The organism is Bacillus sp. 01N45 (assembly GCF_056399205.1).
In genome coordinates this window covers 465,022-478,556 of record NZ_JBFTQW010000001.1, presented here as the reverse complement: position 1 = coordinate 478,556, position 13,535 = coordinate 465,022, and the positions used below count along the sequence as shown (strand labels likewise).

The following is a 13,535-nucleotide window of genomic DNA, read 5'->3' as shown; positions in this document are numbered from 1 at the left end:
GGAAATAAAGTGTTAAAAAAACAAACGGTTTGGCTATTAACGATGTTAAGTTTAGTTGTTGTACTATCTGTTTATTACGTAACAACTCCTGACAAAATGAATACAGCATCGCCGGCAACAGGTGAAAAGATTGGACAAGAAAAACAAGGTACTGACAAAGCAGTAACAAATGAAGCAACTAAAGAAACGCCAAAAAAAGAAAATACAAGCAAGGAAACATCAAATAAAGAAACAAATAAAGAAACAGACAAAAAAGAGAATGCTAACAAAGAAACAAGTAAAAAAGATGCTAACGTAACAGTTCAATCAAGTGATGAAAATTTCACAGCGTTACGTATGCAAATGGAAGATCAGCTAAGTGAACAAAAATCAAGATTACAAGAAGTGATGAATTCAGCAAAATCTTCAGCAACAGAAAAGAGTAAAGCGAAAGATAATTTTGATGCAATTACTACAATGGAAACGAAGCAAGAATTACTTGAGACAGTGATTAAGTCTCAAGGAGGATATAAAGATGCCCTTGTAAGAGCTGATGGAACTGACATTAAAGTAACTGTGAAAGCAGCAAAGCATTCACAAAAAGAAGCGAATAAAATTATACAGCTTGTAAGAAGTGAAGGCGGATCAAAAGATGTAGGTGTGAAATTTGATCCACCAACAAAATAAAAACTAATAATCCGCGGGGGAATCCCTCGCGGATTATTAGTTTTTACGAATCGGATTGTTTGAAAATAGTTATAGAAAAAAGCTATCATTTTCGATAGCTTTTTTCTGTTTCGTCTTTGTAGTTGTTTTTATTATGTTCAACTCGGAACGGAGAAATACGTTGTGAGTAAAAGATTAGCGGTTCATGGTAATGATGATTACTTTTTCCGGATTTGACGTGGATGAAGAGAACGAATGCCCAGACCATTACGGCAGGTAAGAAGAGAATGAGCCATATCATATGTCCACACCTCGATACGATATATTTTCTACACTTTGAACATACTATTCTTATATGAAGGAATGATGAACGGTGTGTAAACAAAAAAATAATATTTGGTAAAAATATGTTGTTGACTATAGATGAGGTGAAGAGTGGAGCGGTAATGATTTGTTTATTGTGTAGCATTGTGAAAAAAGTAAGGAATGTTTTTTTAGAAGTGGTCTTGCCAATTTTGTGTGAAACTTGGTATTATTACTAGGTAATAAATTTTTATTGAAATAATATTTTTACAGGAGTTTCGATTTATTATAAAGAAATATAAATTGGAATGTTTAAAAAATTTATCGTAAGATGGAAATAGCAATTATTTCTATTAGTAAATGAAATGCATTTTCTAATAGAGTACATCGTATTTTTACAGTCAATCTAGTTTTAGTGACGATAATCTGTAAAAACGGGACAAACAAGAGTATGGGAGTGGATTTTACATGTTTAAAATTCAAGAAGTTCGTGAATTAATTAAATTAATTGATAGCTCTAATATTGATGAATTTGAATACAAAAAAGATGGTACGACAATCAAAATGAAAAAGCGTGGTAATGAAGTTGTTGCGGTGCAAGCACCTGTAGCAAAACAAGTCGTGCAACCAGTAGCACCTGTTGAAGTTGAAACAACAGTAGCGGCAGCACAAGTGGAAGTACCAAAACAAGAAGAGCAAAAAGTGGTTCAAAATGAAAACCTACATAAAATTACATCACCGATGGTAGGTACATTCTATTCTTCATCTTCGCCTGATACACCTGCATATGTAAGTGTAGGAGACAGAGTATCAAAAGATTCTATCGTATGCATTGTTGAGGCTATGAAGTTATTTAATGAAATCGATGCAGATGTAGATGGGGAAATTGTTGAGATTCTTGTTAATAATGGACAGCTTGTTGAGTATGGACAACCGCTATTTCTTGTAAAAGCGTAATAAGGGAGTCTTTGTGATGATAAAAAAAGTATTAATAGCCAATCGTGGGGAAATTGCTGTACGAATTATTCGTGCTTGTAAAGAAATGGATATTGAAACAGTCGCAATTTATTCAGAAGCAGATAAAGAGTCACTTCACGTACAAATTGCTGATGAGGCGTATTGTGTAGGACCAACGATTTCGAAAGAAAGCTATTTAAATTTGACGAACATTATTAGTGTTGCGAAGTTAACAGGCTGCGATGCTATTCATCCAGGATACGGATTTTTAGCAGAGAATGCAGATTTTGCAGAGCTATGCCGTGAATGTAACTTGATTTTTATCGGTCCAAGTCCAGAAGCTATTTCAAAGATGGGCACAAAAGACGTTGCTCGTGATACAATGAAAGAAGCAGGGGTTCCGATTGTACCAGGTTCACAAGGGATTATTAAAAATACCGAAGAAGCGATCGAGCTTGCTAATCAAATTGGATATCCAGTTATTATTAAAGCAACTGCAGGTGGCGGCGGAAAAGGTATTCGTGTTGCACGCCATGAAGAAGAGCTTGTAAAAGGAATTCAAATTACACAGCAAGAAGCTAGTACCGCTTTTGGGAACCCTGGTGTATACTTAGAAAAGTACGTTGAAGATTTCCGCCATGTTGAGATTCAAATAATGGCAGATACACATGGAAATGCCATTCATTTAGGAGAGCGTGATTGTACAATTCAGCGCCGCTTGCAAAAACTACTAGAAGAAAGTCCATCACCTGCACTTGATGAAAATGTTCGCAAGCAGATGGGTGATGCGGCAGTTAAAGCGGCGGTAGCGGTTGATTATACAGGTGCTGGTACGGTTGAGTTTATTTATGAATATAGAACGAAAAGCTTTTATTTCATGGAGATGAATACGAGAATTCAAGTTGAGCATCCAGTTACTGAAATGGTAACAGGGATGGATTTAATTAAAGAACAAATTCGTGTTGCTTCTGGAGAAAAGTTATCGTTACAGCAAGAAGAAGTACAATTTAATGGTTGGGCAATTGAATGCCGAATTAATGCGGAAAACCCTGCCAAAAAATTTATGCCATCCCCAGGTAAAGTAGAAATGTACTTGCCACCAGGCGGATTTGGTATTCGCGTCGATTCAGCTGTATATCCGGGATATTCAATCCCACCTTTCTATGATTCGATGGTTGCTAAATTAATTGTTCACGGAAAAACACGTGAAGAGGCAATTGCAAAAATGAAGCGTGCACTCAGTGAGTTTGTCATTGAAGGCGTACATACAACAATCCCGTTCCATTTGCAATTGCTAGATCATCCTGATTTTGTAAAAGGTGAGTTTAATACGAAGTTTTTGGAAGAGCATGAACTTGTGACGCAGTGATACATTAAAGGAGGTTTTTTTTCATGGCTGAACATATGTTAGATATGGGTCAAGATACAACTCTTGGTAAAGTAGAAATTGCACCAGAAGTAATTGAAGTAATCGCAGGTATTGCAGCTGCTGAAGTAGAAGGTGTAGCGGCAATGCGTGGTAATTTTGCTACAGATGTTGTTGAGAAGTTAGGTAAGAAAAATCATGGTAAAGGTGTAAAGGTTGAATTAGCAAACGAAGATATTATCGTTGACCTTTATGTTGTAATGTATTTTGGCGTAGCAATTCCAGTTGTTGCACAAAAGATTCAAGACAACATTCGCCAGGCACTCTTTACAATGACAGGGCTTGAGCCAAAAGAAGTGAATGTTCACATCGTTGGCGTAACATTCGAAACACAAAAAACAGAAATTGAACCAGTGTAAGAATGAAAAAGGTGCCTAGTAACATAGGCATCTTTTTTATCGTTTCATTTCTTCACAAATTAAAACCCTCTAATTATTATACTATTTCAAAAAATGAGAAATCAAAAAGAAGATGTTTCGTTTTTCCAAAAAACGTACATTGTGATAAGATATGGAACTTGAAGTTAATCTTTTTATTATTTTTCAGCCTTGTAACCCGTGTATGAAACGATAAATTGTGTTATTATCATTGTATTATAAGGTTGGAAAATCAATGAAAACTGTAAGAGTAAGTGAATTGACGGCTTATAAATTATAATAATATAACAAAGCATAAGGAAAGACTTGAAGCATAAAGGAGAGTTACAATGAAACGTAGGACGGCTAGAGAAAGAGCTATGCAAGCATTATACCAAATGGATATTACAGGTGAATTAGAACCGAAAGTAGCGGTGGAAAACACGCTAGATGAAGGTGAAGAAACAAATGATTTTCTAGAATCACTTGTAGTAGGTTTTGTAGAAAATAAAGAAGTAATTGATGAAGCGATTCGTCAAAACTTAAAAAAATGGAAGCTGGAGCGTATTAGTATTGTTGATCGCAGTATTTTACGTGTAGCTGTGTATGAAATGAAATACATGGAAGAAATTCCACACAACGTAACAATTAACGAAGCGATTGAAATTGCTAAAACATTTGGGGATGAGGAATCTCGTCGTTTTATTAACGGCGTTTTGTCTAATATAAAAGATACACTGTAATTTCTTTAAGGGGGAATCTTAAAATGGTAGCAGTAATCATCAAAGGAAATGAAGTTGCGGAGAAAAAACGAGCACAATTAACAGAAGAAGTTGTGAAGTTGAAAGAGCAAGGGATTGAACCAGGATTAGCAGTTATTCTAGTTGGAGAAGATCCAGCATCTCGTTCTTATGTAAAAGGAAAAGAAAAGGGCTGTGAACAAGTAGGAATCTATTCAGAGCTAATTGAACTTCCTGAAACAATTACTGAGGAGCGTTTGCTTGCTGAAATCGATCGCTTAAATGGCGATGACCGTATTAATGGCATTTTAGTGCAATTACCTTTACCAAAACATATTGAAGAAAAAGCTATCATTGAAAGAATTTCACCAGAAAAAGATGTAGATGGATTTCACCCAATCAGCGTGGGACGTATGATGACGGGACAAGATACATTCCTTCCATGTACACCGCACGGTATCGTAGAATTAGTAAAAGAAACAAATCTTGATATCTCAGGAAAACATGTTGTAGTAATTGGAAGAAGTAATATTGTCGGCAAGCCAGTGGGGCAATTGTTCTTAAATGAAAATGCAACTGTCACATATTGTCATTCTAAAACGCAAAATATGAAAGAGTTAACGAAGTTAGCTGATATTTTAATCGTAGCTGTTGGACGACCTAAAATGGTAACAGCTGATTATATTAAAGAAGGAGCGGTTGTAATCGACGTTGGTGTGAACCGTTTAGAAACAGGTAAACTTTGTGGTGATGTTGACTTTGACAACGTGTTAGATGTTGCAGGGTACATTACACCTGTGCCAAAGGGTGTTGGTCCAATGACGATCACAATGCTTCTTCATAATACTGTTGAATCTGCTAAGCGTGCAGGTGTCGTTTGTAAATAATTTGAGTCGGCTATGAGGAGAGAGAAATGGAAAAACAATATTTAACCGTTACAGCGTTAACACGCTATATAAAAACAAAAATAGAATATGATCCGCATTTGCAGTCTGTTTGGTTAAAAGGTGAAATTTCCAACTTTAAAAATCATAGTCGTGGCCACATGTACTTTACATTGAAAGATGAAAATGCAAGAATCGCAGCGGTTATGTTTGCGGGTCATAATCGTAATATTAAATTCAGACCTGAAAATGGGATGAAGGTACTTGTGAAAGGGAAAATTTCCGTTTACGAGGCGAGTGGTTCTTATCAAATTTATATTCAAGACATGCAGCCTGACGGAGTCGGAAACCTGCATTTAGCTTACGAACAATTAAAGGTTCGTTTAGAGGAAGAAGGTTTGTTTTCTCAAGTTTATAAAAAAACAATTCCTCCTTATGCTAAAACAATAGGTGTGATTACGTCGCCAACAGGGGCAGCGATTCGTGATGTTATAACAACGATTAAACGTCGTTATCCAATTGGAAATGTTATTGTGTTTCCGGTACTTGTACAGGGGGAGTCAGCAGCTCCCTCAATTGTACAAGCGATTCGTACAGCGAATGAAATGGGAGAGATAGATGTCCTAATCGTTGGGCGAGGGGGAGGCTCTATTGAAGAGTTATGGGCTTTCAATGAAGAAATGGTAGCAAGGGCAATCTTTAAGAGTGAGATCCCTATTATTTCGGCAGTAGGCCATGAAACGGACTTTACAATTGCGGATTTTGTTGCCGATTTACGTGCGCCAACACCGACTGCAGCAGCTGAGCTGGCAGCGCCTAACATTATAGAGTTACAAGAAAAGGTATTACAAAGAACTCTAAGATTGCAAAGAGCAATGAGAGAGTTAGTACATAAAAAAGAAGAAAAACTACAAGTATTGCAAAAATCTTATGCGTTCCGTTATCCAAGACAAGTATATGAGCAAAAAGAAGAGCAATTAGATAGAGCGTTAGAACAGCTTGTTTTAGCGAAAGAGCGCTATATTGATAAAAAGGTAAATCAGTTAAAACAGCTTTCATTTTATTTAGAGAAGCACCACCCAGCTCAAAAAATTATGCAAACGAAGGTAGCGGTTGAAACATTGCAAAAGCAATTGCAACGTGAAATGCAAACATTACTTCAAACGAAAGAATTTGCCTTTGTAAGAGCTGCTCAAAAACTTGAAGCGTTAAGTCCGCTTAAAGTAATGATGAGAGGGTACGGGCTTGTATATGATGAAGAGAAGCAAGTGTTAAAAAGTGTGAAAGATGTCAGCCTTGGAGATGCTGTTTCAGTTCAATTACAAGATGGAATACTAGATTGTAGCGTATCAGGCATAGAGGAGCGTGAATTGAATAATGGAAAATAAATTAAGCTTTGAAGAGGCAATTTCGCAACTTGAGCACCTCGTTTCTAAGCTAGAGCAAGGTGACGTACCTTTAGAAGAAGCAATTTCTTATTTTAAAGAGGGTATGGAATTATCTAAGCTTTGTGATGAGAAGTTGAAGAACGTACAAGAACAAATGGCAGTTATTCTTGGGGAAGATGGAGAGCTTGAACCGTTTACTGCTTTAGGAGATGAAGCATAGTGACTATTGCTTTTGATACTTTTTTGAAAGAAAGTAAAACTTTCGTAGAAGAGAAGCTTGTAAGCTATGCAAATGAATTACAATGTCCAAATGTACTTCGTGAAGCGATGGCATATTCTTTGGAAGCGGGTGGAAAGCGTCTCCGCCCGTTACTTTTATTTGCGACATTACAAGCGTTTGGTAAAGAAAGAAATCTTGGAATAGGTGCAGCTTGTGCTCTTGAAATGATACATACATACTCGTTAGTTCATGATGATTTACCTTGTATGGATGATGATGATTTAAGAAGAGGTAAGCCCACAAATCATAAAGTATTTGGTGAAGCGATGGCAGTTTTAGCAGGCGATGGTTTGTTGACGTATGCTTTTCAAGTTATTATGGCATATGAACAAAAGGAAATCTCTGCTGAAAAAAAAGTAAGACTTGTACTTGAGCTTGCAAAAGCGGCAGGACCAGAAGGAATGGTTGGCGGACAAGTGGCAGATATGGAAGCTGAAGGGAAACAGCTTACGATTGATGAGTTGGAGTATATTCATAAGCATAAGACTGGGAAACTACTTGAATTCGCTGTACTTGCAGGATCGATACTTTCTGATGCCACAGAAGAACAAGAAGAAAAGTTACTTGCGTTTGCAAAATATATCGGCCTAGCTTTCCAAATTCGAGATGATATTTTAGATGTGGAAGGAACCGAAGAAGAGATTGGAAAACCGATTGGTAGTGATGTTTCCAACGAAAAGAGCACATATACGACGTTATTTACTGTAGATAGAGCGAAGGATATTTTAGAAGAAACAATTGCAAAAGCAAAAGGTGCTATTGGTTCCTTGCAATTACAAGATGAATATTTACTATCTATTTGCGATTTGATTGCAAAACGTAATAACTAATATAACAGCGTTTCCATTTGTTGAGTCATTCATCATTTTATGATATAAATGTAGGAAAAGGTTTTTCTTTTCTTGTTATTGGCAAAAATATATGTAGATTACATTGCCGTTATCACTTCGTGTTAGCGGCTATTTTTTTCATCGCCTAAAGAAATATGGTTTATAATAGGATTAGGGCGCAATAGACTGGTTAATTGCAGGACAAGGTGAAAAATAAAAAAAGATAATTTCTTGTTTTGTGTAAATGTTTTTTATAATATTTGACATGTTGACAGATTATGAAATGAAAGTGAGTGATCCATGTGGATCTAACGCAAATTCAAAACCCTAGTTTTTTGAAAGATATGTCTATCGGTGAACTAGAGGGATTGAGTGAGGATATTCGTAAGTTTTTAATTGAAGAGCTCTCTCAAACAGGTGGACATATTGCACCTAATTTAGGTGTAGTAGAACTCACAATTGCTCTGCATAAATTATTTGATAGTCCGAAAGATAAATTTTTATGGGACGTAGGACATCAATCCTATGTACATAAAATTTTAACAGGACGTGCAAAGGAATTCGGTACATTAAGGCAATATCAAGGTCTATGTGGTTTCCCAAAACGTTGCGAGAGTGAGCATGATGTATGGGAAACTGGCCATAGCTCAACATCATTATCTGCTGCAATGGGAATGGCTCTAGCACGTGATTTAAAGAAAACGAAAGAATATGTTATACCAATCATTGGAGATGGTGCTCTAACCGGCGGAATGGCTTTAGAGGCATTGAACCATATTGGACATGAAAAAACAGACATGATTGTTATTTTGAATGATAATGAAATGTCAATTGCACCAAACGTTGGTGCGCTTCATAATGTACTTGGACGTCTACGTACCGCAGGGAAATACCATTGGGTAAAAGATGAACTAGAGTATATATTAAAGAAAATCCCAGCAGTCGGTGGGAAAGTTGCTGCGACAGCAGAGAAAATAAAAGATAGTCTTAAATATTTACTAGTATCCGGTGTCTTTTTCGAAGAATTAGGCTTTACATATTTAGGTCCAGTTGATGGGCACGATTATGAAAAGTTATTCGAAACGTTGCAATATGCAAAGAAAACAAAAGGCCCAGTGCTTGTTCATGTTATTACGAAAAAAGGAAAAGGTTATAAACCAGCTGAGAGTGATGTTATTGGAACTTGGCATGGAACAGGACCTTATAAAATTGAATCAGGTGACTTCGTTAAACCGAAAGAAGTTGCACCAGCATGGAGTGCTGTTGTTAGTGATACAGTACTTAAGCTAGCGAGAACGGATGAGCGTATCGTTGCAATTACACCTGCAATGCCTGTTGGATCGAAACTTGAGAAATTCCAAAAAGAATTCCCGGATCGTATGATTGATGTAGGTATTGCAGAACAGCATGCTACAACAATGGCGGCGGGTATGGCAACGCAAGGAATGAAGCCATTCTTAGCGATTTATTCAACATTTTTACAAAGAGCATATGATCAAGTTGTTCATGATATATGTCGCCAAAATTTAAATGTCTTCATCGGAATCGATCGCTCTGGTTTAGTAGGAGCAGATGGTGAAACGCATCAAGGTGTATTTGACATCTCATTCTTACGTCATTTGCCGAATATGGTACTTATGATGCCGAAAGATGAAAATGAAGGGCAACATTTAGTATATACGGCGATGCAATATGAAGATGGACCAATCGCATTACGTTATGCGCGTGGTAATGGACTTGGTGTTCATATGGATGAAGAACTAAAGGCGATTCCAATCGGTACTTGGGAAACGTTAAAAGAAGGTACACAAGCGGCTATTTTAACATTTGGTACGACAATACCAATGGCAATGGAAGCAGCTGAGCGTCTTGAAAAGGCTGGAGTTTCAGTGAAAGTAGTGAACGCTCGCTTTATTAAACCGATGGATGAAGCATATTTACATGATCTCTTAGGGAAAAATATACCGATTTTAACGATTGAAGAAGCTTGCTTAATTGGTGGTTTTGGAACGGGAGTAGTTGAATTTGCATCTGAGAACGGGTACCATAGTGCGTTAATTGAACGAATGGGTATTCCAGACCGTTTCATAGAGCACGGTAGTGTAACAAAATTATTAGAAGAAATTGGTTTAACGACAGATGCTGTTGTAGACCGTATTCATACAATGATTCCATCAAAACAAAAAAGGGCGTAACAAATGAGTGCAAAAAAAGAAAGAGTAGATGTACTATTAGTAGAGCGAGGACTTATAGAAACACGTGAGAAAGCAAAACGCGCCGTTATGGCCGGACTTGTATATGCGAATGAGATGAGACTTGATAAGCCAGGAGAGAAGATCCCACAAGATACAGAGATTACGGTGAAGGGACAAGTTATGCCGTATGTAAGCCGTGGTGGTTATAAACTTGAAAAGGCATTGGAGACATTTCACCTGGATTTACAAGATAAAGTTATGATAGATATTGGTTCATCAACTGGTGGCTTTACAGATTGTGCGCTTCAAAACGGAGCGAAATTATCTTATGCATTAGATGTAGGATACAATCAACTTGCGTGGAAATTGCGTCAAGATGAGCGTGTTGTCGTAATGGAACGGACAAACTTCCGTTACGTGACACCAGCAGACTTAGAACGTGGTTTACCGCAATTTGCTAGTATCGATGTTTCATTTATATCATTAAAGCTTATACTGCCGGTTTTAAAAACAATGCTTATGCCTAATGGGGATGTAGCAGCGTTAATTAAACCACAGTTTGAAGCTGGAAGAGAGCAAGTTGGGAAAAAAGGTATCGTTCGTGATCGAAAAGTACATGAGGCTGTCGTAGAAATGATTGTCGACTTTGCTATAAAAGAAGGATACGACGTAGAAGGTTTAACATTCTCACCAATTACCGGCGGGGATGGTAATATTGAATTTTTAATTCATCTGAAATGGCATGGTGAACGTGAGAATGGCGAAAATCATTCTCCAGTTTCTGTTGAGCAAGTAGTTACAGAGGCGCATGATATCCTAAAACAAAAAGGAAAAGGGGAATAACATATGTTGTTCCTCTTTTTGTTGTAATTGTATAATGATTGTAAAAACAATTGTGTACAAGCAACGAATAATAAGTTAACATAAATAAGTGAAGTATACCAATGTTTAAACTATGGTAAGAGATAGTGTGAGGTGCAAATGTATGAATAAAGGTCAGCGCCATATTAAAATCAGGGAAATTATTGCGAACAAAGAAATTGAAACACAAGATGAATTAGTTGATATTTTACGTAATGAGGGATTTAATGTAACGCAAGCAACAGTATCGCGCGATATTAAAGAACTGCACTTAGTGAAAGTGCCATTACATGATGGGCGCTATAAATATAGCTTGCCAGCAGATCAACGATTTAACCCGTTACAAAAATTAAAACGCAATCTAGTGGATTCATTTGTAAAATTAGACACGGCAGGACATATGCTTGTGCTAAAAACATTGCCTGGTAACGCTCATTCACTTGGAGCACTTATTGATCATTTAGAGTGGGATGAGATCATCGGAACCATCTGTGGTGATGATACTTGCTTAATTATTTGCCGTACACCTGAAGATACAGGTGTTGTCTCTGATCGTTTCTTAAATATGTTGTAAAAAAAAATCTTGTTTGCTTTCCTCTGTAAAGTGGAAAGTGAACAGGATTTTTTTATTGGTTAAAAATGTGAATTCTTAATTGTAATATAATATTTTCTTTGAATAAAATTAGAAAATAGGTGGATTGACCCGTAAAACGAATGTTTGGTACAATGGAGCGGTTAGAAAAGTAATTTATACATACAAACATATAGTTTGACTATTTGAATGAAGAACTGAGAAAAGCCCTTAATAGGGGATTAGTTTATAACGAGGTGAATGGGGCATTGTTATCGGAATTATCGATTAGAAACTTTGCTATTATTGAGGCATTAAATATTTCTTTTCAAAAAGGGTTAACGGTTTTAAGTGGTGAAACAGGGGCCGGAAAATCGATTATTATTGATGCGATTAGTTTACTTGTAGGTGGCCGTGGTTCAGCGGAATTTGTTCGATACGGAACAGAAAAAGCTGAGATAGAAGGGCTATTTTATGTAGAAGATGATAAGCATCCGTGTATTGAAAAGGCAGAAGAGTTGGATATAGAAATAGAAGACGGCATGATTATTTTGAAGCGTGATATCGCTGCAAACGGAAAAAGTGTATGTCGTGTAAATGGGAAACTGGTCACCCTTAGTATATTAAAGGAAATTGGAAAAACACTTGTTGATATTCATGGGCAGCACGAAACACAAGATTTAATGAATGAAGAGCGTCATATGTTTATGCTTGATCATTTTGATGGAGATCGCATTGTTAAACAATTGGGTATATATCAAAATGTATACGCTGACTATGAGAAATTAAAAAAACAGTTAAAATCGTTAAGTGAAAATGAACAACAAATGGCGCATCGCTTAGATTTAATTCAATTCCAGCATGAAGAAATCAGTAAGGCGGATTTAAAGATGGATGAAGAAATTGAATTAACTGAAGAACGATTGCAAATTTCTAATTTCGAAAAAATTTACAAAGCATTAGGCGATGCATATCGCTCATTAAGCGCTGACGGACAAGGGTTAGATAATGTACGAAGCGCAATGGGACAAATGGAGAGTATTACACATTTAGATGAAGTTTATCAAGAAAATCATGATTCAATTGCAAATAGCTACTACTTATTAGAAGAAGTTGCATATCAACTTAGAGAAAAGCTCGATATGATGGAATATGATCCGAAGCGTTTAGACGAAATTGAAACGCGTTTAAATGAAATTCGTATGCTAAAGAGAAAATATGGAAATACTGTAGAAGAGATTTTAGCGTATGCTGATAAAATTGAACAAGAAATTTTTACGATTGAAAATAAAGACGTTCATATTGAAACGACGAAGAAGCAATTAAAGGAATTAGAAAGTGTTATTCTGCAAGAAGCAACGTCGTTAAGTAATATGCGTCATGAGCTTGCAGAGCATCTTACAAATGCCATTCATCAGGAATTAAAAGAATTATATATGGAGAAAACAAAATTTGAAGTGAGAATCATGAAGAGAGAAGGAAATGCTGAAGAGCCTCTTGTTGAGGGTGCCCCGGTAAGACTTACGGCGGATGGCTACGATCATGTGGAATTTTATATTTCAACAAATCCAGGTGAGCCGCTAAAACCACTTTCAAAGGTCGCTTCTGGCGGAGAGTTATCTCGTATTATTTTAGCTTTAAAAAGCATTTTTTCTAAGCATCAAGGTGTTGCATCTGTTATTTTTGATGAAGTGGATACTGGTGTAAGTGGTCGGGTTGCACAGGCTATTGCGGAAAAAATTTATCGAGTATCAGTAAACTCGCAAGTACTTTGTATTACGCACTTACCTCAAGTAGCTTCAATGGCGGATTCACATTTATTTATTCGAAAACAAGTAGCGAATGATCGGACAATTACATCAGTTACCGTTTTAACTATGGAGGATAAAGTAACAGAAATAGCTCGAATGATTTCTGGTGTGGAAATTACAGATTTAACGACAGAACATGCGAAAGAATTACTTACGCAAGCGCATCATTTTAAACAGACAGCAGAGGCTATCCAGTAATGGATAGCTTTTTTTCTCAAATAATGATTTCTTAATTCTTCCGGTTATAAATAAAGCACTGCAAGGAGAGATTAAAAAGTGAAGCCAAGA

At 36.6% G+C, this 13,535-nt stretch carries 14 protein-coding genes; 13 read left to right on the top strand and 1 reads right to left on the bottom strand.

Translation table 11 applies throughout. The annotated features are described in order from the left end of the window. Positions 1–9: 9 nt before the first annotated feature. The gene (locus AC1DMU_RS02455; protein ID WP_476941464.1) at positions 10–666 is read left to right on the top strand and encodes a SpoIIIAH-like family protein; all 657 of its coding nucleotides are present in this window, start codon (positions 10–12) and stop codon (positions 664–666) included. An 85-nt stretch (positions 667–751) separates the two neighbouring features. On the opposite strand, the gene AC1DMU_RS02450 is transcribed toward AC1DMU_RS02455, so the two are convergent. Then, positions 752–946, bottom strand: coding sequence for a hypothetical protein (locus AC1DMU_RS02450; protein WP_002107729.1), 195 nt, complete (start codon positions 944–946; stop codon positions 752–754). 470 nt (positions 947–1,416) lie between these two features. Here AC1DMU_RS02450 and accB point away from each other — a divergent pair, with 470 nt between their 5' ends. The 12 genes from accB (at position 1,417) to recN (ending at position 13,445) form a co-directional block, all read left to right on the top strand. Then, entirely contained in the window at positions 1,417–1,905 is a 489-nt protein-coding gene (gene accB, locus AC1DMU_RS02445; RefSeq protein ID WP_000472875.1) for an acetyl-CoA carboxylase biotin carboxyl carrier protein, read from the top strand. A 16-nt stretch (positions 1,906–1,921) separates the two neighbouring features. Continuing rightward, a complete protein-coding gene (accC, locus tag AC1DMU_RS02440) occupies positions 1,922–3,274 on the top strand; it encodes an acetyl-CoA carboxylase biotin carboxylase subunit (RefSeq protein ID WP_000592872.1) in 1,353 nt (450 codons plus the stop codon). A gap of 23 nt (positions 3,275–3,297) precedes the next feature. After that, a complete protein-coding gene (locus AC1DMU_RS02435; protein WP_000807630.1) occupies positions 3,298–3,690 on the top strand; it encodes an Asp23/Gls24 family envelope stress response protein in 393 nt (130 codons plus the stop codon). A 347-nt stretch (positions 3,691–4,037) separates the two neighbouring features. Beyond that, positions 4,038–4,430, top strand: a complete 393-nt coding sequence (gene nusB / locus AC1DMU_RS02430; RefSeq protein WP_000830244.1) for a N utilization substance protein NusB — start codon at positions 4,038–4,040, stop codon at positions 4,428–4,430. 23 nt (positions 4,431–4,453) lie between these two features. Further along, entirely contained in the window at positions 4,454–5,314 is an 861-nt protein-coding gene (gene folD, locus AC1DMU_RS02425) for a bifunctional methylenetetrahydrofolate dehydrogenase/methenyltetrahydrofolate cyclohydrolase FolD (RefSeq protein ID WP_088064388.1), read from the top strand. Between the two features lie 26 nt (positions 5,315–5,340). Beyond that, complete coding sequence (gene xseA, locus AC1DMU_RS02420) at positions 5,341–6,699, top strand: exodeoxyribonuclease VII large subunit (RefSeq protein WP_000415269.1); 1,359 nt, start codon at positions 5,341–5,343, stop codon at positions 6,697–6,699. Next, positions 6,689–6,919 carry an exodeoxyribonuclease VII small subunit gene (gene xseB / locus AC1DMU_RS02415; RefSeq protein ID WP_000428423.1) on the top strand — a complete coding sequence of 77 codons (231 nt, stop codon included), beginning with the start codon at positions 6,689–6,691 and terminating at the stop codon, positions 6,917–6,919. Before xseA ends, xseB begins: the two co-directional genes overlap by 11 nt. After that, positions 6,919–7,809, top strand: coding sequence for a (2E,6E)-farnesyl diphosphate synthase (gene ispA, locus AC1DMU_RS02410; protein WP_000150365.1), 891 nt, complete (start codon positions 6,919–6,921; stop codon positions 7,807–7,809). Before xseB ends, ispA begins: the two co-directional genes overlap by 1 nt. Positions 7,810–8,111: 302 nt before the next feature. Then, positions 8,112–10,004: a 1-deoxy-D-xylulose-5-phosphate synthase gene (dxs, locus tag AC1DMU_RS02405; RefSeq protein WP_046956368.1), complete on the top strand. Its 1,893-nt coding sequence runs from the start codon at positions 8,112–8,114 to the stop codon at positions 10,002–10,004. Between the two features lie 3 nt (positions 10,005–10,007). After that, on the top strand, positions 10,008–10,847 hold the full coding sequence (locus tag AC1DMU_RS02400) for a TlyA family RNA methyltransferase (RefSeq protein ID WP_088064387.1): 840 nt from the start codon (positions 10,008–10,010) through the stop codon (positions 10,845–10,847). Positions 10,848–10,989: 142 nt separating this feature from the next. Beyond that, complete coding sequence (argR, locus tag AC1DMU_RS02395; RefSeq protein ID WP_001032581.1) at positions 10,990–11,439, top strand: arginine repressor ArgR; 450 nt, start codon at positions 10,990–10,992, stop codon at positions 11,437–11,439. A 266-nt stretch (positions 11,440–11,705) separates the two neighbouring features. Next, a complete protein-coding gene (gene recN, locus AC1DMU_RS02390; RefSeq protein ID WP_000947743.1) occupies positions 11,706–13,445 on the top strand; it encodes a DNA repair protein RecN in 1,740 nt (579 codons plus the stop codon). The last annotated feature ends 90 nt before the right edge of the window (positions 13,446–13,535 follow it).